The following is a 20,857-nucleotide window of genomic DNA, read 5'->3' on the forward strand; positions in this document are numbered from 1 at the left end:
GGCCGCGAGGTCAGAGGGTCGTGGTCAGGACTCCCCCGTCGGCCCGGAGAGCCGCTCCGTTGGTCGCCGACGCGAGCGGACTCGCGAGATAGACCACGAGTGCCGCGATCTCGTCCGGTTCGATGAAGCGCTCGAGCAGGGTGGTCGCATTCTGCCCGATCACCGCATCCCGCACGGATGTCGCCTCGACGCCCTGCGCCGCGGCGATCTGGCCGATCGTCGCGGCGACCCCGTCGGAGTAGGTCGGGCCGCCGAGAACTGTGTTCACCGTCACCGCTGTGCCGCGCGTGAGTTTGGCAAGGCCGTTGGACAGCGCGATCATCGCGGCCTTCGTCACGCCGTAGTGCACCATGTCGGCCGGGACGGAAACCCCGGACTCGCTGCTGATGAACACGACCCGTCCCCGCCCGCGCTCGAGCATGCCGGGGAGCAGCGCGCGCGACATCCGGACTCCGCTCATGACGTTGACCTCGACGTAGCGCTGCCACTCGGCGTCGTCGACCGCGCCGAAGGCGGCCAGACCGAACAGCCCGACGTTGTTGACGAGCACGTCGACATCGCCGAGCTGCTCGATCAGCCCCGCCACCGCGTCCGGGTCGGCAAAGTCCGCGGCGATGCCCGACACATCCGAATCCGGACGCTCGGCCCGCAGCCGCTCGACCGCCGCCGCGACCCGCCCCTCGTCGCGACCGTTGAGCGTCACGCGCGCGCCCTCCCCCGCCAGTGCGCGGGCGACCGCGTACCCGATCCCGCTCGTCGATCCACTGACGAACGCGGTCGTGCCCTGCAGCTGCATGTCCATGAGGTCCTCCGTTTCGGCGCAGGACGCGCCTTTCACTTGCTTGAGCAAGTCAACCTAGGGCAAATGACTTTCCTGAGCAAGTCATCGGGGTTACGCTCGACGCATGTCCCTGCACCCCGACGAACTCGCCGTATGGTCGTCGCTCGCCACTCTGCTCGAGCGCCTGCCGCCCGCACTCGACGCGCAGCTGCAGCGCGATAGCGGTCTCACGCACTTCGAGTACGGCGTGCTGTACGCCCTCGACACCGCGCCCGGCCGGACTCTGCGCCTGAGCACGCTCGCCACGTACGCGAACTGCACGCTCTCGCGGCTGTCTCGCGCGGTCACCCGACTCGAGAAGAACGGTCTCGTCGAGAGATCCACCGACGCGAGTGACGGGCGATTCACGCTCGGAACCCTCACCGAAGCCGGGCACGAGCGGGTGCAGGCGGCGACACCCGGCCACCAGGCCCTCGTCCGCCGGGTGGTCTTCGACGCCCTCACCGAGCGCCAGGCCCAGCAGCTGGGCACGATCAGTCGCCGCATCGCCGAGGCCGCCGGTCCCGACCAGATGTGGGAGCCGCGCCCCTGAGCACCGGCGAACGTACGCTGGATACATGACTGCTTCTGACACCATCACGATGTTCGGCGCCGACTGGTGCCGTGACTGCCGCCGCACCAAGGCTCAGCTCGACGAGCTCGGCGTGGATTACACCTACATCGACCTCGAGGCCGAGCCCACCGCCGCCGACGTCGCTCGCGAGATCTCGGGCCGCACGCAGATCCCCGTCGTGGTCTACCCCGACGCCAGCCACCACGTCGAGCCGAGCAACGACGACGTGGCCGCCAAGCTCCGCGAGCTCGCGCTGATCTGACCCCCGCCGCACGGGGAGCGAACGAGACCACCGGGCTTCACTGATAGACTGAGGGTTCTTGTGGCGCGCTCGCGCCGCACGCGTCGTAGAACGCCTTCCGCGAACCGGGTCACAACCGGCGTCGCGCGGACAACCTTCGTACGGCGAACCCGTTTGCGCATCCGCATCCGGGCCACCGATCAGGGCGCCGACGTGTGCCCGGAGAACGCTCCCCATGACTGACACCACTTTCCGCGCGCTCGGCGTGCCCGCTCCTCTTCTCGAGGTCCTCGCGAAGGACGGCAAGACCAACGCCTTCCCGATCCAGGTCGACACCCTGCCCGACACCCTCGGCGGACGCGACGTCCTCGGCCGCGGCAAGACCGGCTCGGGCAAGACCCTGGCCTTCTCGATCCCGATGGTCGCGCGCCTCGGCGGCGAGCTCGCCGGCGGCTCGCGCCGCTCGACCCGCATCCTGGGTCTCGTCCTCGCCCCGACCCGTGAGCTCGCGACCCAGATCAACGCCGTGCTCGCGCCGCTCGCCGAGGCGTACGGGCTGAAGACCACCACGATCTTCGGCGGCGTCAACCAGACCCGCCAGGTGCAGGCCCTCAAGGCAGGCGTCGACATCGTCGTGGCCTGCCCGGGTCGCCTCGAAGACCTGCTGCAGCAGCGGCACCTGACCCTCGACTCGGTCGAGATCACTGTCATCGACGAGGCCGACCACATGGCCGACCTCGGCTTCCTGCCCGCCGTCACCCGCATCCTCGACAAGACCCCGCGCGACGGACAGCGGCTGCTGTTCAGCGCGACGCTGGACAACGGCGTCGACAAGCTCGTCAAGCGCTTCCTGCAGAACGAGGTGCTGCACTCCGTCGACGAGGCCAACTCCCCCGTCGCCGCGATGACCCACCACGTCTTCCACGTGGGCGGCACCGAGGCCAAGAAGGACGTCGTCAAGGCGCTCGCCTCGGGCAAGGGCCGCCGCATCCTGTTCCTGCGCACCAAGCACGCCGCGAAGAAGCTCGCGCGCCAGCTCACCTCGCAGGGCATCCCGTCGGTCGACCTGCACGGCAACCTGTCGCAGCCGCAGCGCGACCGCAACCTCGCGGCCTTCTCGGCCGGGACCGCCCGCGTGCTCGTGGCCACGGATGTCGCCGCGCGCGGCGTCCACGTCGACGACGTCGAGCTCGTCGTCCACGTCGACCCGCCCATGGAGCACAAGGCGTACCTGCACCGCTCGGGCCGCACCGCCCGCGCCGGCGCCGAGGGTGCCGTCGTGACCCTCGTGCAGCCCGGTCAGGAGCGCGACGTCAAGGACCTGCTGCGCAAGGCCGCCATCACGGTGACCCCCGTCTCGGTGACCGAGACCTCGCCCGAGGTCGTCGCGCTCATCGGCGAGGTCGCCCCCTACGTCACGCCCGCACCCGTCGAGGAGCAGGCCCCCCGCGGCACGAGCCAGGGCGCGAACGCACAGCGCAAGCGCGCCGCGCGCGACAGCCGTGACGGCGCTGCCGGCGGTCGTTCGGGCGGACGCGGTGGCTCCGGCCGCGGCGGTGCATCGACCGGGCGCGGTGGCGCTGCCGGGCGCGACGGCGCCGCCGGCGGTCGCGACGGCCAGCAGAGCCGTGGTCAGCAGTCCGGCCGTGGCGGCCAGCAGCCCGCGCGCGGTGGTCAGTCCGCCGACCGCGCGCCGCGCGAGGCCCGGGATGCCGCTCCCGCGGGCAACCCGCGTCGCACCGGCCGCCGCGCGACGTCGAACGGCGCCGCCGGCGGCGGCAAGCTGATGGTCGGCTCCGTCGTCCGCAGCAACAGCGCCGGGCGCCGCAGCGGCCGCTGAGTCTCCCCCACGCGCACCGAAGGTGGCGCGTCGGCCGGGTCTACGCATTGCGTACCCTGCGGACGCGCCACCTTCGTGTTGGTGCGGGGTGAGCGCAGGAGCGGAGGTCAGGAGGTGAGGGCGAACTCGGCGTCGAGGGCGTCGATCTCGGCCGTGACCTCGGCGACGCGGCGGGCACGCTCCGCAGCGGGAAGCCAGGATGCCTCGAACGAGGCCACGGCCATGCGGCGGACCTGCTCGGGGGTCGCACCGATCTGCTCCGACACGATGCCGTACTCGGCCGCGAGCGTCGTCGGGAACATCCCGGGGTCGTCCGAGCACGGGATGACGTTCAGCCCGGCGTCGAGCATCGCGGCGATCGAGGCGCGACGCCACGGACGCCACGAGCGGCGCGAGGTCGTCGAGGCCACCGTGAACGAGACCTGCTCGTCGCGCATGCGCGCCACGACGGCGTCGTCCTCGAGCACGTAGTAGCCGTGGTCGATGCGGTCGCAGCCGAGCAGGTCGAGGCAGGTGATGGTGTTGGCCGCGGTGGGCGCGTGCTCCGACGAGTGGGCGGTACGTCCGAGCCCGGCCTCTCCGGCGAGGCGGTAGGCATCGGCGAAGCGCTCGGGCGGACCGGCGGTCTCGAGGTTGTCGAGGCCGATGCCGGCGACGTATTCGTGGGGGTTGTCGACGACGCGGCGCACCACCTCGAGGGCCTCCTCGCCGCTGCGACTGCGGTCGATGCCCTGGATCATCCGCCCGGTCGTCCCGAAGTCGCGCTCGGCCATGCGGATGCCTTCGGCGTACGCCTCGATCGCGCCGCGGTACCCGAGCGACGCCAGGTGCGGGGGCAGCGCGTCGAAGAACAGCTCGAGGTGGCGGGTACCGCTCAGCCGGTGCGCGTCCTCGAAGGCCTCGTAGACGACGCGGGTCAGGTCGTCGGCATCCCGGAGCACCTCGACGACCCAGTTCGACACCTGGAACAGCGAGTACGACACCTCGGGCTCGTCGGCGCCGCGCTGCTGCGGCACCGGGATGCGGGTGTTGCGGTACAGGGCCGGGTCGGGCGGCAGCGAGTTGATGTCGGCGAAGATGCGCTCGGGGTCGGCGGGCAGCGCGAGCGACTCGCGGCGGGCCAGCTCGGCGAAGGTCGCCGCGCGTACGGTGCCGATGAGGTGGCAGTGCAGGTCGGCCTTGGGCAGCCGGTGGAGGTACGCGGGAGGAAGGGGCGGTGCGGAGGTCATGGTGCCGTTCGTGCGTCGTGGGCCGACGCGAGTCGTGGAGCAAGGAGAAAGCCCGGCCGCCGAGACTGGGGGGCGCTCGGCGACCGGGCGGTCTGGATCAGCGCGAGGCGACCTCGCGCGCGAACCGCTCGACCCACTGGGCGCGGTTCGGGACGATCTCGGCCGGGTCGAGCGTCGCGTAGCCGGCGGCGATCGGGTCGGCGGCGATGTCTCCGACCACGTCGGTGATCTCGCTGGGGATGGTCGCATCCAGCGCGACCGGCAGGTCGCCGACGATCTCGGCCGACGCCGTCTGCGCCTCGACCGAGAGCAGGTAGTCGATGAACGCGTAGGCGCCCTCGACGTTGGTGGCGCCCGAGGGGATCATGGCCCGGTTGGTCGCCATGAACCGGCCCTCGGCCGGCGCGGTCCACGCCACCGGCTCACCCGAGGCGACGAGGGTCGTGGCGAAGCCGCTGAGCGCATCGGCCGCGACGATCTCGCCCTGCGTGAGCAGGTTGGTCACCTCGGTGGACGACGTGTAGAACTGCAGGATGCCGGGGGCCCAGCCGCCGATCGTCTCGAACGCGGTGTCGACGTCGTAGGGTCCGCTGCCGAAGGTCTCGGCGACACCCGAGACGGCGAGCTGCCCCGCGGTCACCGAGATGTCGGGGAACGCCAGCCGGCCGCTGTTGGCCGGATCGGCGTAGAGCGACCAGTCGGCCGCCTGCTCGGCGGTGAGGTCGTCGGTGCTGTAGAGGGTGCCGTTGAGCTGGTAGCTGTAGGCGGGGCCGTCGTAGCCCTCCTCGACGGCGAAGTCGGCGATGGCGCCGAGGTTCGGCACGTCGGACTCGTCGAAGTCCTGGAACAGGCCCTGCTCCTGGCCCGAGGCGGCGAAGCTGTCGGAGATCAGCATGACGTCGATGCCGGCGTCGCCACCGGCGAGCTGGAGCTGCGAGAGGCGGTCGGCGTTGGACCCGGTCTCGATCTCGACCTCGATGCCGGTCTTCTCGGTGAACGGGTCGACGATCGCCTCCTGGAACTGCTCGACGCCGAACGGGAAGGCGCTGACGACGATCGAGTCGCTCGATCCCACGGCATCCTCGTCACCGCCGCCGGCGCAACCGGTGACGACGAGCGCGGTGGCTGCCAGGGCGGACGATGCCGCGAGCAGGCGGCTGGTACGGGTGCGGTTCATGCGGGGTCCTCTCGGGGCTGCGGGCGGGCCGCGGCGGATGCGGGTGGTGCGGGTGCGGTGGTGCGTCGGGGACGGGCGGGGCGCGGTCAGGCGGCGAGACGGATCAGTCGCGACTCGGCGGCCGTCACGGTCACGCGGTCGCCGGGGCGTGCGAGCACGGCCTCGTCGCGAACGTCGGCGACCAGGCGCACGGTGCGGCCGGCGGCGTCGACGGTCTCGAGCGAGACGAGGCGGTCGACGCCGCGGTAGGCGACGTCGACGACGACACCCTCGAGCGACAGGCCGGCTCCCGTGGCCGGGCGACCGATCGCGAGGTGCTCGGGGCGGACGGTCGTCACCGAGCCGTCGGCCGCCCCGATGAAGTTCTCGTAGCCGAGGAACTCCGCGACGAAACGGTTCGCCGGAGCCGTGAAGACCTCGCTCGGCGCGCCCTCCTGCATGACGCGGCCGTCGCGCATGAGCACCATCCGATCCGACATCTCGAGCGCCTCGTCCTGGTCGTGCGTGACGAGCACCACGGTGAGACCGGTCTCGGACTGGATACGCCGGATCTCGGCACGCATCTGCACGCGCAGTCGCGCGTCGAGGTTCGACAGCGGCTCGTCGAGCAGAAGCAGGGTCGGCCGGATCGCGATGGCGCGGGCGAGGGCCACGCGCTGCTGCTGACCGCCCGAGAGCTTCTTGGGACGGCTCGCAGCGAGGTGGCCGAGCCCGACGAGGTCGAGGGACTCCTCGACACGGCGACGGCGCTCGGTGGCGCCGACCTTGCGCAGCTTGAGCCCGTAGCCGACGTTCTCGGCGACGGTCATGTGCGGGAAGAGCGCATACGACTGGAACATCATGCCGAGCCCGCGGCGCTCGGGCGGGGTGCGGGTCGCGTCGGTGCCGGCGATCATGATCCGACCAGAGGTCGGCTGCGTGTAGCCGGCGAGCATGCGCAGCGAGGTGGTCTTGCCGCATCCGCTCGGGCCGAGCAGCGTCGTGAGCTGCCCCGACGGAATGGCGAGGTCGATGTCGTCGACGGCGGTGAAGTCGCCGAAGCGCTGCGTCACCCCGACGAACTCTGCTGCGGTGGTCATCGGTTGATCCCTCCGAAGATGCGGGCGAAGCCGACGGTGCGCTCGGCGATGACGGCGATGACGACGGTGCCCGCGAGGATGATGGTGCTGGTGGCCGCGACCATGGGGTCGTAGCTCTGCTGGACGTAGTCGAGCATCGTCACGGGCAGGGTGCGGAAGTCGCGGCTCTGCAGCAGCAGCGACAGCGGGACGTTGTTGAACGAGGTGACGAAGCTCAGCAGCCCGGCCGAGAAGATCCCGGGGCGCAGCAGCGGCAGCGTCACGGTGAAGAAGGCCCGCACCGGCGACGCTCCGAGGCCGCGCGCGGCCTCTTCGAGTCCCGGATCGGCGAGGGCGAGGGAGGCGCCGGTGACCCGCACCGCGTAAGGCAGCATGAGCACCGTGTGGCCGATCAGCAGCACGGGGAAGTTGTCGAGTCGGAGCCCGATCATCAGCTGCTGGTACAGCGCGAGGCCGACCACGAGCTCGGGGACGATGAGCGGCGAGAGGAACAACCCCTCGACCAGACCCTTGCCCGGCAGCCGCCCGCGGTGGATCGCCAGCGTCACCGGGACGCCGATCACGAGCGCGAGCACGGTGGCCAGCAGCGCGAGCTGCAGGCTCGACAGCAGCGCGTCGATGAACGGGTCGTAGGCGAGGGCAGCCTCGAACCAGCGCAGCGAGAACCCCTCGGGCGGGAAGCGCAACGTGCTGCCGCCGGTGAACGCCGTGGCGACCACGAAGAGGATCGGCACGATCATGACGATGTAGCCGGCGACGGCGAGGGACGCCGCGACGGGACGGCTCGTCTTCACGAGGTGGCCCCCCGTCGTCCGACGACGGCCGAGAGTCCCGAGACGGCGAAGACGAGCACCGTCATGATGATCGCGGTGGCGCTCGCGGCGGCCCAGTCGATCGTGACGCTCGAGTACGAGTACAGCTGCGTCGACAGCATCCGCTGGCTGGATCCGCCGAGCAGGTACGGGGTCGTGTAGGCGGTGACGCTGCCGGCGAAGACGAGCGTGGCCGCGACGACCATGCCCGGCGCCGAGAGCGGCACGACGATGCCCCAGAAGGTGCGGGTGCGGCTCGCACCGAGTCCGCGTGCCGCATCGTCGAGGCCGGGGTCGACCTGGGCGACGGCGGAGTAGCACGAGATGATCGCCAGCGGCAGGAAGAGCTGCGTGAGGCCGAGGACGATGGCGAGCTCGGTGTAGAGCAGCTGCGGCGCGCGGTCGACGAGCCCGAGCCCCGTCAGCAGCTGTCCGATGGCGCCGTTGGAGCCGAGCAGCACGAGCCACCCGAACGTGCGCACGACGTTGCTGAGCAGGAGGGGGAAGATCGCCAGCGCGAGCAGCACGCCCGCCCACCGCGACGTCGACCGGGCCAGCAGGTAGGCGATCGGGAAGCCCAGGACGATGCAGACCACCGTCACGATGAGCCCGAGCCCGACGGTGCGGCCGATGATGGCGAGGTCGAACGGATCGGTGAGCATCCGGCCGAGGCGCTCGAGGATGTCGAGCGGGCTGACACCCGGAGGCGCGAACAGCATCGCGATCGAGGGGATCAGGAACCCCGCCAGCAGGAGCGCCAGCCCGGGGAGGGCGAGCAGTCCGGTGCGGCGTGAGACCACGAGCGAACTCCATTCGTGCGGGGGTGCGGGCGCGGGGACGAGGTTGCAACCGGTTGTGACACCGGTTGCATCTACCGTATGACCCCCGGGCGGGACACTGCGACCATTCGTGTTAACTCCGTGTAAAACCGCCGAACGGCGGCGGCGCGTGCGTTCGCCGCGGCTCAGTAGGATGAGCGAACCGCCGCGCCCTGAGGCGGAGCGGGGAAGGGAGTGCGGTGACGACCCTCGCCGATGTCGCTGCACACGCCGGCGTGTCGAAGTCGACCGCATCCCGCGCGTTGAGCCGCGCCGACCTCGTCGCACCTGACACGGTCGAGCGCGTGCGGGCGGCAGCCTCCGAGCTCGGCTTCATCCCGAACCGCGCCGCGAGCCACCTCGCCCGGGGTCGCAGCGGCATCGTCGCGCTCGTCGTCCCGACCCTCGACAACGCCTTCTTCACGCCGATCATCGCGGGTGCCCAGGATCGCGCCCGGGAGTCCGATCTGCAGCTCACGATCGCGGTGCACCGGCTCGACGACGTCGACGGACTCGACGAATTCGAACGCCTCGCCCGACAGGTCGACGGTTGCATCCTCGTCGCACCGCGTGGCCCCGATGACATCGTCCGTGCCGCCGGCGCCTTCGGGCCGACGGTCCTCGTCGACCGCGAGATCGACGGCCTGACCTCGATCGTGGCCGACACCGCGAGCGCGTTCGCCGAACTCGCGACGCGCCTCGCCGACGCCGGTCATCGCGGGATCGTCTACCTCGGCGGTCCCGACGGGTCGTGGCAGGACCGGCAGCGCTCAGCCGCGATCGAGGCGGCCGTCGGCGAGCGCGTCGAGCTGGCCGCGCTGGGCCCCTTCCCCGCGACGTTCGCGGCGGGTGTTGCGACCGCCGACGCGGTGATCGACTCGGGCGCGACAGCCGTCGTCCCCTACGCCACGTCGATCGGGCTCGGGCTCGTCTTCGCCCTCCGCGCCCGCGGCGTCGCATCCCCCGGCGAGATCCTCGTCAGCGCGGAACGCCTGGTGGCCGAGGCGATCGGGGCCGACGACGTGCCCGCGATCGACGTCGACGGCGACGAGCTCGGCCGCGAGGCGATGGCCGCACTCATCCCGATGCTCGTCACCCCGCCATCCGATCCCACCCGCCGACGCCTCGACGTGTCGGTGCACTGGCCGGCGGCGAGCGCCACCGAGGCCCCGCTCCGTCCCGCCGAGAACGCACTCTCGTCGCGATAACGCACCCCGAACGGTGCGTTCTCGCCGGGGACGCACGTTCTCGACGAACGCGACCGGACCGAAGCGCCCGTCAGCGGGATGCGGCGGCGAAGCGGTCGGTCGCGGCCACGAGCGCGGCGGCGATGCCGGGCTCGCCGGCGGAGTGACCGGCGTCGTCGACCATGACGAACTCGGCCTCGGGCCAGGCCCGGTGCAGGTCCCATGCGGTCATCGGTGGCGTGCACGCGTCGTAGCGACCCTGCACGATCACGCCGGGGATGCCGCGGAGCCGGCCCGCTGCGGCATCCTCGATGAGCTGCCCCTCGCGGAGCCAGCCGCGGTGGATGAAGTAGTGGTTCTCGATGCGGGCGAACGCGGTCGCCGACTCCGGCGTGCTCATGGCCGCCACCAGCTCGGGGTCCGGGCGAAGCGTCACGGTCGACGCCTCCCAGCGCGTCCAGGCCTGGGCCGCGGGCACGTGCACGGCGGGGTCGGGGTCGGTCAGCAGCCGGTGGTAGGCCTCGATCAGCCGGCTGCGCTCGATCACGGGGACGGGCGCGAGGTAGTCCTCCCACAGGTCGGGGAACAGCGCCGCCGCGCCGCCCTCGTAGAACCACTCGAGCTCGTGACGGCGGAGCGTGAAGATGCCGCGGAGCACGAGCTCCGACACGGCGTCGGGATGCGACTGCGCGTAGGCGAGGGCGAGGGTCGAGCCCCACGAACCGCCGAACACCTGCCAGCGGTCGATGCCGAAGTTGCGGCGGAGCAGCTCGATGTCGGCGACGAGATGCCACGTCGTGTTGTGACGGAGGTCGGCGGCGGGGTCGCTCGCGTGCGGCGTGGATCTGCCGCATCCCCGCTGATCGAACAGGATGATGCGGTAGACCTCGGGGTCGAAGAAGCGCCGGTGCCACGGCGAGGTGCCCCCGCCCGGCCCGCCGTGCAGGAACACGACCGGCTTGCCCTCGGGGTTGCCCGACTGCTCCCAGGAGACGCGCTGGCCGTCGCCGACGAGCAGGAACCCGGTCTCGTACGGCTCGATCTCGGGGTACAGGATGTCGGCCAGCGCGGCCGACACGCTCACCGTGCGGCTCCGCGGTCGCGTTCAGTCATGCGTTCACGGTACCGGTGGCGTCGTCGCGCACCGCGTCGCCGCACGGTGGCGGACCGGGATCCGGCCCGCCACCCGCCCGGTCTCCGCCCTCTGACGCCGCCAGCTCGCGCGGATCCCGGATGGTGCGCAGCGGCGACAGCGCCACCCACACGACCGTCAGCAGCACGCCGCCGCATCCGATGGCCATCCCGGCACGGGTGCCCAGCAGCTCGCCGGCGATGCCGCCGAGGCCGGCGCCGAGGGCGATCACCCCGTACGAGATCCAGCGCATGGTCGCGTTCACGCGCCCGAGCAGCGCATCCGGGGTCCGCAGCTGCCGGAGCGTCAGCGCCACGACGCTCGAGAGCGCGGTGCCGGCACCGTTGCACGCGAAGACTCCCACCAGAACGGCGATCAGCGCGGGAAGGGGCAGGCCGGCCGGGATGACGGGCAGGGCCGACAGCGCCACGCTCTCGACGGCGGCGCACGCGACGAGCACCCGCCCCGCGCCGAAGCGGCGTACCGCCCCGGGGGCGTTCGCCGCGGCGGCCACGGCGCCGACCGCCCCGAGACCGAAGACGAGCCCCAGGTGGCCGGCCTCGAGCCCCAGCTCGCGTACCGCGTGGACCGTGAAGAGCACCGTGATCGCGTGCGCGAACAGGTTGTAGATCGCAGCGAAGCCGACGAGAGCCACGAGATAGCGGTCACGTCGTACGAACCGCAGACCTTCGCGGAGCTCGGCGAGAGCGCCGTGCCCGGTCGGCGTCGGACGACGCTCCCGGGCCCCGATCCCGATGAGCGCCACCGCCGAGACGACGTACGTCACCGCGTGGGCGAGCAGGGCCCACGCGGCCGTCAGCGTCTGGATGAGCACGCCGCCCAAGCCCGGACCGCCGATCTCGGCGGCCGCTGCGGTGGCCTGCAGCCGCCCGTTCGCCCGTTCGAGCTGGTCGCGCCCCGCGACGGTCGGCAGGTAGGACTGGTAGCTCACCTCGAAGGCGACGGTGAACGCGCCGAGGAGCAGCACGAAGAACAGGAGGGCCGGCAGTGTCAGCCGGCCGAGCGACGCGAGGAGCACGATCACCACGGTCAGCGCGGCGCGGGCGAGATCGGCGGCGATGAGGATGGGGCGTCGTCGCATCCGGTCGACGAGGACGCCGAGCGGCAGAGCCAGCAGCAGGAACGGCACCCATCGCGCCGCGCCGAGCATCCCCGCCTGCCCCGCGCTCGCTCCCAGACTGACGACCGCGAGCAGCGGGACCGCGAGCTCGCTCACCTGCACTCCGATCGATGAGGCGCCCTGAGCGAGCCAGAGCCGACGGAACCCCGGCCCGAGCCCGGTGGATGCTCGACTAACGCGTGCGGAACGTTTCATGCGTTAGACCCTCGCACACCCCGACTAATGCCACAACGTCCATACAGGAGTTAGCATGGGAGGGTGGAAGAGCCGCGCACGTCGACACCGTTCCCCGAGGTCGCGGGCCACCCCGCCCTCGACCTCGTCGACACCGTGCACTGGCGACTCGACCCGTCGCGGGCGATCGACACGCTCACCGACTTCGCCGACGTCATCGCCTGGTGCCGCCAGCTCGGCCTCGCACCGTCGGCGGTGACGGACGCGGCTCTGCTCACGGCCACGCCTGCGGCGACCGCGACGCGCGAGCACCGGGCCGTCGTCGCACTGCGCGAGGCCGTCTACGAGGCGGTGTTCGAGCGATCCGAGAGGGCCGCCGAGCTCGTCGCACGCGAGCATGCCGCGGCGCTCAGCCGGTCGGCCCTGCGCCGTCGCGAGGAGCCTGCGACGTGGGAGTGGGACGTGCCGCACGACGCGACCGGACCGCGGGCCGCGATCGCGATGATCGCCCACGACCTGCTGACCGCCGACCTCGCCTCGGCGCGCCAGTGCGCGGACGACGCGTGCGGGTGGGTCTACCTCGACCGTTCGCCGCGGCGCAACCGCATCTGGTGCACGGCGGCCGGCTGCGGCAACCGCAACCGCGTCAAGCGCCACCAGGCCAAGCGCACGTCGTGATCGCGGCCGGCGGAGGGCCCGCGGGCGTTAGCCGCTGAGCCGCCTCGCGCGGAGCTCCCCCATCGCGCCGGCCTCGACGAGGATGACCTCGCCGTTGAGGATCCGCGGACAGGGGCTGCCGGTCAGCGCTTCCACGGCGAGGCGGAGCACCGTGCCGTGCGCCACCACCACGGTGTTCTCGCCCTGCCGCAGAAGATCCCGCAGCGCGCCCGCGCCGCGTTCGCGGGTCGCATCGATCGACTCCGCGCCCGGGTACCCCTCGTCCGGCCAGTTCTCCCGCGCCTCGGCGACGAGCCGACCTTCGGCCTGGCCGTAGTCGCGCTCGACGAGGTCGCTCCGGCGCTCGTGCCGGATGCCGGGCAGGTGGGCGCCGATGATCTCAGCGGACTGCACCGCCCGCCGCAGCGGCGACGACACGATGCGGGCCCAGACCGCTCCCGACAGGATCCGTCCCGCCGCGGCCGCCTGCTCCTCGCCCACGCCGTCGAGCACCAGGTCGGATCGACCCTGCATGCGGCGTTCGCGGTTCCATGCCGTCCGACCATGGCGGACGAGCGCGAGCGTCACGACGGCACCGCGACGATCCGAGGCCGCAGGGGGCCCGTCCCGCCGGGGGCCGCCGGGGAATCGCCTTCCGGGTAGACGACGGCATCCGTCACCTCGACGGCGACCCGGTCGCCGACCAGCAGACGGGTGCCGGTCTCGCGGACCCGCAGCCGCAGATCTCGCCAGTCGACGACGACGTCGCACCCGTCCGGCGTGAAGAGCGCGGAGCGGACGACGGCGTCGCCGCCGCCGGGGTGCAGCCGCACCGACGTCGGCAGGACCGCCGCCGTCGCGCGCATCCCTTCGCCGCGCAGCGAGCCGCAGGCGAGCTCGAGCGGGTGCCCGTCGGCCCGGAAGCGGCCGCCGCTGACGGCACCCGCGACGAGCGTCGCGTCCGACAGGAAGCGCGCGACGAACGGGCTCGCCGGATGCGAGAGCAGGGTCTCCGGCGCGTCGATCTGCCGGATGCGGCCGGCGTCGAGCACCGCGACCCGGTCGGCGAGCGCGAGCGCCTCCGACCGGTCGTGCGTGACGTGGATCACCGTCAGCCCGAGCTCGCGCGTCAGCGTGTGGAGTTCGAGCCGCAACCGGTCGCGGAGCGGCTCGTCGAGAGCCGAGAGCGCTTCGTCGAGCAGAAGGACGCGCGGACGTGCGACGAGGGCGCGGGCCAGCGCGACGCGTTGCCGCTGCCCGCCCGAGAGCGTCGCCGGATCGCGGCGCTCGTGGCCGGCGAGGCCGACCAGATCGAGGGCCTCGCCGACACGCTGGGTGCGTTCGGCTCGACCGACCCGTGCCCGGCGGAGCGGGTACTCGACGTTGCGTGCGACGTTCCAGTGGGGCCACACGGCGTGCTGCTGGAACACCATGCCGAGCCGGCGCTGCTCGGGCGGCACGGAGAAGCCCTCGCCCGCGAGCGGGCGGTCGCCGATCAGGATGCGTCCGGCGGTCGGGGTGAGGAAGCCGGCGATGCTGCGCAGCAGCGTCGTCTTGCCCGAGCCCGAGGGTCCGACCAGGGCGAGGAACTCGCCGTCGGCGACAGCGAGGTCGACGTCGGCGAGACCCAGCGTGCCGTCGCGGTAGCGGAGAGAGACGTGTTCGAGGGTGACGGATGCCATGACGGCCTTTCTGCTAACGAGAGCGCCGGGTCGCGAGGCCGATCACGGCGAGCCCGACCAGGGCGACGATGAGCGACCAGGCCGATGCCGTGCTGAAGGCGCCGGCCTGTTGGAAGTTGAAGATCGCCACACCGAGGGTCTGCGAGCCCGGCGACAGCAGCAGCACCGAGAGCGTGAGCTCGCGCACCGCCGTGACGGCCACGACGACCGCCCCGGCGACCGCCGCGGGGGCGGCCATCCGGCAGGAGATGTCGAGGAGGGCGCGCAGCCGCCCGGCACCGGCGACGCGGGCGGCTTCCTCGGCGCTCGCCGGCGTCGCCGACAGGGGCGCGGCGACGGCCTGCACGACGAGTGCCGTGAACGAGGTGATGTAGGCGACGAGGATCAGCCACGGGGTGTTGAACAGGCCCAGCGACGGCGCGAGGATGAGCCACGCGACCGCGATCACGATGCCGGGGATCGCCTGGGGCATCATCGCCACGGCTCCGAGGCCCCGCGACGCCCGGCCGCCCGCGCGTGCCACGACGACGCCGATCGCCAACCCCAGCACCCCGCAGACGACCGCTGCCAGCGCGGCGAGCACGACGGAGTTCGCCGCACCGGCGAGCGCGCTCTTCGTCGTGACGGCACGCACCAGGTGATCGAGCGTCAGGTTCTCCCAGGTCAGCGGCACTCCGGGTGCCCGCAGAAGCGTCTGCGTGAGGAGGGCGAGGAGCGGCAGCACGGTGATGACGAGCACGACGCCCCAGAGCGTCAGCCCGATCGGCATCCGGGCGCGTCCCAGCGGGGTGCGCTCGACGACGGCCTGCGACGAGTCGAGCTCCCACCCGCGCCGGGCGAGGAGGGCGTCGGCGACGAGAGCGAGGACGGCCACGACGAGCAGGACCACCCCGATGGTGGCGACGACGGCCAGCGGGTCCTCGACGGTGCCGGACTGGAGGTACCGGTACACGAGGGTCGCGAGGGTGACGAACCGCTCGGGCAGCCCGATGATCGACGGGATGCCGAAATCGGCGAGGTTCCCCACGGCGATGAGGACGAATGACGACACGAGCGCCGGACGCAGCAGCGGCACCGTGATCGACCCCAGCGCCCGGACGGGGCCGGCGCCGCCGATCCGGGCGGCCTGCTCCAGATCGCTCGGAATCCGACGGAGCGCCGCCGAGACGATGATCATCGCGATCGGATAGCTGTGCACGGTCAGGAGGACGATGACGCCGTCCGCGCCGTAGATCGACCACAGCGGGCCGCCGAACGCGTCGCGCCACCACAGATTGATGGGACTCGTCGGTCCCGCGACACCGAGCCACGCGATGGCGCCGACGAAGGGCGGCATGAGAAGCGGGCTGAGCGCGAGCAGGCGCAGCACGGCGCGGCCGGGCACGTCGGTGCGGTCGAGGAGCAGCGAGAAGACCGTGCCGACGACGACGGCCGCGAGTGCCGACCCGACGGCCGAGAACAGGCTGTTCGCCCCCGCCTGCAGCACGTCGCCCTGCGCCAGCACGGCGAGCTGATCGCCGCGACCGGCGAGCACGACGAGCGCCCCGAGCGGCAGGAGGATCAGCGCGCCGCACGCGACCCAGAGGGCGACGATCAGCGCGTCCGCGCCGTCGGGCCGCCCACGACGTCCGGGCCCGCCCGGCCGCACCCCGCGGGCCCGGACGACCGGGCCCGCGGGGTGCGTGGTGGTCGAGGTCATCGCAGGAAGAGCGACCGGAACGTCTCGACCGCGGCATCCTGCGTGCTGCGGATGGTCTCGAGGTCGGGCGACAGGATCATGATCTCGTCCATCGAAGGAGCGCCCTCCGGCGTTCCCACGTCGGAGCGCACGGGCAGGTACGACTGCTCGACGGCCAGCTCCTGCCCCTCGGCGCTGACGAGGAAGTCGACGAAGGCCTGCGCCGCCTCGGCCTCATCGGTGTCGGCGAAGATGCCGACCGGCTGCGAGACGTAGGGGACGCCCTCGGATGGGTAGGCGACGGCGATCGGGGACCCCTGCTCGGCGAGCTCGCGGACGAGATAGTCCACGACGATGCCCACCGGCTGCGCTCCACTCGCGACGGCCTGCGACACCGGCCCGTTGCTGTCGGCGATGACCGGGCGGTTCTCGGCGAGCGCGGCCATCCACTCCTCGCCCAACTGGTCGTCGTCGAGCCAGACCGCAGCGTTGTAGGCCGCGGCGCCGGAGACGTCGGGGTTGGGCATGACGATCCGGTCGGCATAGGAGGCGTCGGTCAGGTCGGCCCACGACTCGGGCGCCTCGGTGATCATCCCGGTGTTGTAGGCGATGACCGTCGGGATGATGCGGGTCCCGGTGTAGTACCCCTCGGCGTCGACCACATCGGGGTTGAGCTGCTCGACGCCGGCCGGGGCGTACGACAGCAGCAGGTCGTCCGCGGCGTAGCCCTCGAACGTCCCCGCGTCGGCGGCGAGCAGCACGTCGGCCTGGATGCCGCCGGACTCGCGCTCGGTGGCGATGCGGGTGGTCAGGTCTCCGGTGCCGGCGCGGAAGACCTCGACCGTGATCTCGGGGTGCACCTCGGCGAAGGCGGCGACGAGCTCGTCGGCCTTCTCCTGCGGCTCCGAGGTGTACAGGGTGATGGTCGCCGGCTCGGCGCCGCCGGCGGCCGTCTCGGTCGAGCCGGCCCCCGGGCTCGACGAGCAGCCGGCGAGGGCGACGGCGGCGAGTCCGAGCAGGGCGACGGGGACGGTGGTGCGCGTGCGTGACATGGGGGTCCAATCGGGTGTCATCGGGTGAGGAGGGAGGAGAAGATCGGTGCGGGGGAGTCGAGGCCGACGTTCGTCACGATCAGCCCGTCGGGCAGCAGATGCACGAGCGAGAACATCGCGAGGTCGTGGCCGCTCACCCGGTCGGGTCCGGCGTCCATGACCTGGTGGTAGGCCAGCGACGGGCCCACCGAGATCGGGATGCCGCGCAGCGTCGCCGAGAGCGGGTGGTGGAAGTGCCCGGCCAGCACCGCGCGGACGTCGGTGCCCTCGACGGCGTCGAGGAAGGCGGCGGCGTCGCGGAGACCGGCTTCGGCGAGGGCCGGCATCGGAGATCCGAGCGGTGCGTGGTGGAGCGCGACGACGGTGCCGACGCCGTGGGGCACCGACAGGACACGGCGGAGCCAGGCGATCTGCCCGTCCCCCAGCTCTCCGGGGGACGAGTCGAGCAGCACGAACCGCAGGTCGTCGACGAGCTCGACGCGGTGATGACCGCCGCCGTGGCCGCGCAGGACGCGCGCGGCCACGGGATCGTCGTGGTTGCCGAGGGCGGTGAGCACGGGGACGCCGGCGACGTCGGCGAGGCGGGCGAAGGCGTCGCGCAGCGCGGGGTAGGCGCCGCGGTGGCCGCGCTGCGCGAGGTCGCCCGTCACGACGATGGCCTCGGGGGTGATCGCCGCGTCGCGGATGTACGTCTCCACCCGGCGCAGGCGTTCGATCCCGTCGACGGCGTCGTACAGGAGCCCGCCCGCCGTGGCGTGCACGTCGCTGAGATGCAGCACCGTGAGCCGTCCCGATGCCCGGCTCATGCGGCATCCCCGCTCGCGCGGTCGTTCTTCCGGCGCAGCGCGCGCAGCTGGTCTTCGCTGAGCCCGTGCTCCCGCAGATAGCGGTCCGCTCCCCCGAGGGCGTCGATGACCGCCAGCGCATGCCCGATCGCCTCGGCCGGACTCTCGAGATGCAGGCGGAGCGTGGCCGCGCGGTCGGCGTCGGAGAGGGCTCGGACGATCCGGTCGGCGTGCGCCTGGCGCACCGGGCGCACCTCCGCGGCCGACAGCACGTAATCGGCGACGATCGCCTCGGCGCTCTCCCCCGCCGCGGAACGCGCGAGCGCCACGACGAGCCCGGTGCGATCCTTGCCCGCCGTGCAGTGCACGAGAACTGCGCCGTCCGCATCGGCGACGACGCCGACGGCGCGGGCGAGGGCTTCCGCGCGTCGCCGCAGGAGGTTCTCGTAGATCTCCTCGAGACCGCCGACGGCGGGCGGCTCGGTGCCGTAGACGGGGATCGAGCGGACCGGGATGCCGTGACGCGCGGGGCCACGCTCCGAGGGCTCCCGCAGATCGAGGATGAGCGATACCCCGAGGGTCGAGAGGACGGCGGCCCCCGCATCCGTCAGCGCCTCGGTCGCTCCGGAGCGGACGAGCCACGGCGTCCGGTCACGGCTCGCGCGGACGTTGAACAGCCCGTCCACCTCGAGCGTGCGCATCCGACCGCGTCCGTCCACGCTCGCTGTTACGTCCGTTACATCACTCACGGAACGCGATTACAGCCGCCGGACGTCTCCGGATGCTGGCACGCCGGTGACGCCGCGACGACGAACGGGTGAACGCTCGGGGCTACTCGTCCGCGATCGCGTCCGCCACCACGTGGCGCATGCCCGCGGCAGCCGCCGTCTCGGCGCCCTGGGCGAGAGCGGAGTGCAGCGCGTGCAGGACGACCGTGTGACCGATGCGGGCGAGGAACGGATCGACGTCGTGCGACGCGGCCGCGGGCCCCGTCGCGATCACCAGGTGCGCCGTCCGCCCGATCGGCGATCTCGCGAAGCTGGTCACCGCGGCGACCCGGGCGCCCCGGTCGCGGGCGGCCGAGCAGGCGCGGAGCGATTGGACGTTCGCGCCCGAGTAGCTGAGCGCGAAGCAGAGGTCGCGATCGTCGAGCGAGTTCACCGCGAACTGCTGCGCCAGCGCGTCCACCGGGGCCTCGACCGCTCGCCCGAGGGTGCTGAGCCGCATCGCGAAGTCCTGCAGCGGCGGCCCCGAGAACCCGTTGCTGACCAGAACGACCCGGCGCGCGTCGCGGATCGCGCCCGCGACCTCGACCACCCGGGCGGCGCTCACGCTCTCCTGGGCCAGCCGCACCGCCTCGACCGCGTCGTCGAACGTGCTCGAGGCGATGTCGTCGAGCTCCCGCGCCTTCATCGGGGCCGAGCGTGCGAGCTCGAGCCGCAGGTGTTGGAAGCCCCGGAAGCCGAGGCTCTGACAGGCCCGGATGACGGTGGCCGTCGAGGTGCCCGCCGCCTGGGCCAGTTCGGCTGTCGACCACTCGACGACCTCGTCCGAGCGTTCGAGGATGAGGGTCGCGACCTTCGACTCGCTCGGTCCGAGCAGCGAAGCAGACGAACGGATGCGCGCCAGCACGCTCAGTTCGGGGCGGGAAAGGGTCATGACCGTCCTTGCGCGAAGAGATCGTGGCTCGACCCGAATGTAGCGCCTCCCCGGATCAGATCCGGCCGCCCGCCCCGGGCATCGCATCGCGACAGGAATAGAGTCGGGACATGGACGCCACCACCGTCACCGTCACCGGCGCCGCCGGACAGATCGGATACGCGCTGCTGTTCCGCATCGCGTCGGGCGAGATGCTCGGACCCGACCGCCCCGTGAACCTGCGCCTGCTCGAGATCCCCGCGGGCGTCCGCGCGGCCGAGGGCACCGCCCTCGAGCTGCAGGACGGTGCGTTCCCGCTGCTGCGCGAGGTCGAGGTCACCGACGACGCGCGGACGGGCTTCTCGGGCGCGAACATCGCGATGCTCGTGGGGGCGCGCCCCCGCGCAGCGGGGATGGAGCGCAGCGACCTGTTGGCCGCCAACGCCGGCATCTTCGGACCCCAGGGGGCCGCGATCGCGGCGGCGGCGGCATCCGATGTTCGCGTGCTCGTCGTCGGCAACCCGGCCAACACCAACGCGCTCATCGCCGCGTCGGCCGCCGAGGGCGTGCCCGCCGACCGCTTCAGCGCCCTCACCCGCCTCGACCACGAGCGCGCCGTGGCGCAGCTCGCGTCGCGCCTCGAGGTTCCCGTCACCGACGTGGACGGTGTCGTGATCTGGGGCAACCACTCCGCGACGCAGTTCCCCGACATCTCCTCGGCCACCGTCGCCGGACGGCCCGCGCTCGCGGCGCTCGCCGAGCGCGTCGGCGGCACGGACGCGGCTCGAGCCTGGCTCGACGACGAGTTCGTCCCGCGGGTCGCGAAGCGCGGCGCCGAGATCATCGCGGTGCGCGGGGCGTCGTCGGCGGCCTCCGCCGCGAACGCGGCCATCCGCCACGTGCGCGACGACGTGCTCGGAACGGCGGGGCGCCGCACGTCCGCGGCCGTCGTCTCACGCGGCGAATACGGCGTGCCCGAGGGTCTCGTGTGCTCGTTCCCGGTCTCGAGCGACGGCTCCGGTTTCCGCGTCGTCCCGGGCCTCGACCTCGATGAGCGCGGCCGCTCGCGGCTGGACGCCTCGGTGGCCGAGCTGGTCGAGGAGCGCGACGCGGTGCGCGCGCTCGGGATCATCTGACGCGG

Annotated in this window: 21 protein-coding genes; 6 read left to right on the forward strand and 15 right to left on the reverse strand. The window is 72.5% G+C overall.

Features of this window, described 5'->3' with window-relative positions; all coding sequences use genetic code 11:
- Positions 1-10: 10 nt before the first annotated feature.
- On the reverse strand, positions 11-802 hold the full coding sequence (locus HW566_RS07760) for an SDR family NAD(P)-dependent oxidoreductase (protein WP_178011800.1): 792 nt from the start codon (positions 800-802) through the stop codon (positions 11-13).
- Positions 803-905: 103 nt separating this feature from the next.
- Between HW566_RS07760 and HW566_RS07765 the strand changes: the two genes are divergently transcribed.
- From HW566_RS07765 to HW566_RS07775, 3 genes are all read left to right on the forward strand, one after another.
- Complete coding sequence (locus tag HW566_RS07765) at positions 906-1,373, forward strand: MarR family winged helix-turn-helix transcriptional regulator (RefSeq protein ID WP_178011802.1); 468 nt, start codon at positions 906-908, stop codon at positions 1,371-1,373.
- A 25-nt stretch (positions 1,374-1,398) separates the two neighbouring features.
- Positions 1,399-1,656: a glutaredoxin family protein gene (locus HW566_RS07770; protein WP_178011804.1), complete on the forward strand. Its 258-nt coding sequence runs from the start codon at positions 1,399-1,401 to the stop codon at positions 1,654-1,656.
- A 214-nt stretch (positions 1,657-1,870) separates the two neighbouring features.
- The gene (locus HW566_RS07775) at positions 1,871-3,475 is read left to right on the forward strand and encodes a DEAD/DEAH box helicase (protein WP_178011806.1); all 1,605 of its coding nucleotides are present in this window, start codon (positions 1,871-1,873) and stop codon (positions 3,473-3,475) included.
- 107 nt (positions 3,476-3,582) lie between these two features.
- Here HW566_RS07775 and HW566_RS07780 read toward each other — a convergent pair whose 3' ends face one another.
- The 5 genes from HW566_RS07780 to HW566_RS07800 all read right to left on the reverse strand — a co-directional run bounded on the left by HW566_RS07780 (position 3,583) and on the right by HW566_RS07800 (position 8,572).
- On the reverse strand, positions 3,583-4,704 hold the full coding sequence (locus HW566_RS07780) for an adenosine deaminase family protein (protein WP_256728924.1): 1,122 nt from the start codon (positions 4,702-4,704) through the stop codon (positions 3,583-3,585).
- Positions 4,705-4,801: 97 nt separating this feature from the next.
- Positions 4,802-5,881: an extracellular solute-binding protein gene (locus HW566_RS07785; RefSeq protein WP_178011808.1), complete on the reverse strand. Its 1,080-nt coding sequence runs from the start codon at positions 5,879-5,881 to the stop codon at positions 4,802-4,804.
- An 86-nt stretch (positions 5,882-5,967) separates the two neighbouring features.
- Positions 5,968-6,960, reverse strand: a complete 993-nt coding sequence (locus tag HW566_RS07790) for an ABC transporter ATP-binding protein (protein ID WP_178011809.1) — start codon at positions 6,958-6,960, stop codon at positions 5,968-5,970.
- On the reverse strand, positions 6,957-7,754 hold the full coding sequence (locus HW566_RS07795; protein WP_178011811.1) for an ABC transporter permease: 798 nt from the start codon (positions 7,752-7,754) through the stop codon (positions 6,957-6,959). Before HW566_RS07795 ends, HW566_RS07790 begins: the two co-directional genes overlap by 4 nt.
- Positions 7,751-8,572, reverse strand: a complete 822-nt coding sequence (locus tag HW566_RS07800) for an ABC transporter permease (RefSeq protein ID WP_178011813.1) — start codon at positions 8,570-8,572, stop codon at positions 7,751-7,753. The genes HW566_RS07795 and HW566_RS07800 overlap by 4 nt, the downstream gene beginning before the upstream one ends.
- Before the next feature lie 218 nt (positions 8,573-8,790).
- On the opposite strand from HW566_RS07800, the gene HW566_RS07805 reads away from it, so the two are divergent.
- Positions 8,791-9,798 (forward strand): LacI family DNA-binding transcriptional regulator, encoded by a 1,008-nt coding sequence (locus tag HW566_RS07805; RefSeq protein WP_178011814.1) that lies wholly within the window; start codon positions 8,791-8,793, stop codon positions 9,796-9,798.
- Between the two features lie 70 nt (positions 9,799-9,868).
- Here the strand turns inward: HW566_RS07805 and pip are convergent, their stop codons facing one another.
- On the reverse strand, positions 9,869-10,855 hold the full coding sequence (pip, locus tag HW566_RS07810) for a prolyl aminopeptidase (protein WP_178014788.1): 987 nt from the start codon (positions 10,853-10,855) through the stop codon (positions 9,869-9,871).
- A gap of 31 nt (positions 10,856-10,886) precedes the next feature.
- Positions 10,887-12,146 carry an MFS transporter gene (locus HW566_RS07815; protein WP_256728925.1) on the reverse strand — a complete coding sequence of 420 codons (1,260 nt, stop codon included), beginning with the start codon at positions 12,144-12,146 and terminating at the stop codon, positions 10,887-10,889.
- 162 nt (positions 12,147-12,308) lie between these two features.
- On the opposite strand from HW566_RS07815, the gene HW566_RS07820 reads away from it, so the two are divergent.
- Positions 12,309-12,902, forward strand: coding sequence for a CGNR zinc finger domain-containing protein (locus HW566_RS07820; protein WP_178011818.1), 594 nt, complete (start codon positions 12,309-12,311; stop codon positions 12,900-12,902).
- Positions 12,903-12,929: 27 nt separating this feature from the next.
- Here the strand turns inward: HW566_RS07820 and HW566_RS07825 are convergent, their stop codons facing one another.
- From HW566_RS07825 to HW566_RS07855, 7 genes are all read right to left on the reverse strand, one after another.
- Positions 12,930-13,469: a histidine phosphatase family protein gene (locus tag HW566_RS07825; RefSeq protein WP_178011820.1), complete on the reverse strand. Its 540-nt coding sequence runs from the start codon at positions 13,467-13,469 to the stop codon at positions 12,930-12,932.
- On the reverse strand, positions 13,466-14,563 hold the full coding sequence (locus HW566_RS07830; protein ID WP_178011821.1) for an ABC transporter ATP-binding protein: 1,098 nt from the start codon (positions 14,561-14,563) through the stop codon (positions 13,466-13,468). The genes HW566_RS07825 and HW566_RS07830 overlap by 4 nt, the downstream gene beginning before the upstream one ends.
- 13 nt (positions 14,564-14,576) lie before the next feature.
- Positions 14,577-16,262: an ABC transporter permease gene (locus HW566_RS07835; protein ID WP_178011823.1), complete on the reverse strand. Its 1,686-nt coding sequence runs from the start codon at positions 16,260-16,262 to the stop codon at positions 14,577-14,579.
- Positions 16,259-17,293 carry an ABC transporter substrate-binding protein gene (locus HW566_RS07840; protein WP_178011825.1) on the reverse strand — a complete coding sequence of 345 codons (1,035 nt, stop codon included), beginning with the start codon at positions 17,291-17,293 and terminating at the stop codon, positions 16,259-16,261. The genes HW566_RS07835 and HW566_RS07840 overlap by 4 nt, the downstream gene beginning before the upstream one ends.
- A 17-nt stretch (positions 17,294-17,310) precedes the next feature.
- On the reverse strand, positions 17,311-18,099 hold the full coding sequence (locus tag HW566_RS07845; RefSeq protein ID WP_178011827.1) for a metallophosphoesterase: 789 nt from the start codon (positions 18,097-18,099) through the stop codon (positions 17,311-17,313).
- A complete protein-coding gene (locus HW566_RS07850) occupies positions 18,096-18,779 on the reverse strand; it encodes a tyrosine-protein phosphatase (protein WP_178011829.1) in 684 nt (227 codons plus the stop codon). Before HW566_RS07850 ends, HW566_RS07845 begins: the two co-directional genes overlap by 4 nt.
- Positions 18,780-18,909: 130 nt before the next feature.
- Entirely contained in the window at positions 18,910-19,737 is an 828-nt protein-coding gene (locus tag HW566_RS07855) for a MurR/RpiR family transcriptional regulator (RefSeq protein WP_178011831.1), read from the reverse strand.
- 110 nt (positions 19,738-19,847) lie between these two features.
- Between HW566_RS07855 and HW566_RS07860 the strand changes: the two genes are divergently transcribed.
- Entirely contained in the window at positions 19,848-20,852 is a 1,005-nt protein-coding gene (locus tag HW566_RS07860; RefSeq protein WP_178011833.1) for a malate dehydrogenase, read from the forward strand.
- The last annotated feature ends 5 nt before the right edge of the window (positions 20,853-20,857 follow it).

The sequence above is a fragment of the Microbacterium oleivorans genome (assembly GCF_013389665.1).
GTDB classification, from domain to species: domain Bacteria; phylum Actinomycetota; class Actinomycetes; order Actinomycetales; family Microbacteriaceae; genus Microbacterium; species Microbacterium oleivorans_C.

Coding starts and splice junctions, on each gene's coding strand:
- HW566_RS07780 (WP_256728924.1), bottom strand. CDS start 4,704: ATGACCTCCGCACCGCCCCTTCCTCCCGCGTACCTCCACCGGCTGCCC.
- HW566_RS07850 (WP_178011829.1), bottom strand. CDS start 18,779: ATGCGCACGCTCGAGGTGGACGGGCTGTTCAACGTCCGCGCGAGCCGT.
- HW566_RS07845 (WP_178011827.1), bottom strand. CDS start 18,099: ATGAGCCGGGCATCGGGACGGCTCACGGTGCTGCATCTCAGCGACGTG.
- HW566_RS07830 (WP_178011821.1), bottom strand. CDS start 14,563: ATGGCATCCGTCACCCTCGAACACGTCTCTCTCCGCTACCGCGACGGC.
- HW566_RS07840 (WP_178011825.1), bottom strand. CDS start 17,293: ATGTCACGCACGCGCACCACCGTCCCCGTCGCCCTGCTCGGACTCGCC.
- HW566_RS07860 (WP_178011833.1), top strand. CDS start 19,848: ATGGACGCCACCACCGTCACCGTCACCGGCGCCGCCGGACAGATCGGA.
- HW566_RS07770 (WP_178011804.1), top strand. CDS start 1,399: ATGACTGCTTCTGACACCATCACGATGTTCGGCGCCGACTGGTGCCGT.
- HW566_RS07775 (WP_178011806.1), top strand. CDS start 1,871: ATGACTGACACCACTTTCCGCGCGCTCGGCGTGCCCGCTCCTCTTCTC.
- HW566_RS07760 (WP_178011800.1), bottom strand. CDS start 802: ATGGACATGCAGCTGCAGGGCACGACCGCGTTCGTCAGTGGATCGACG.
- HW566_RS07790 (WP_178011809.1), bottom strand. CDS start 6,960: ATGACCACCGCAGCAGAGTTCGTCGGGGTGACGCAGCGCTTCGGCGAC.
- HW566_RS07855 (WP_178011831.1), bottom strand. CDS start 19,737: ATGACCCTTTCCCGCCCCGAACTGAGCGTGCTGGCGCGCATCCGTTCG.
- HW566_RS07765 (WP_178011802.1), top strand. CDS start 906: ATGTCCCTGCACCCCGACGAACTCGCCGTATGGTCGTCGCTCGCCACT.
- HW566_RS07785 (WP_178011808.1), bottom strand. CDS start 5,881: ATGAACCGCACCCGTACCAGCCGCCTGCTCGCGGCATCGTCCGCCCTG.
- HW566_RS07835 (WP_178011823.1), bottom strand. CDS start 16,262: ATGACCTCGACCACCACGCACCCCGCGGGCCCGGTCGTCCGGGCCCGC.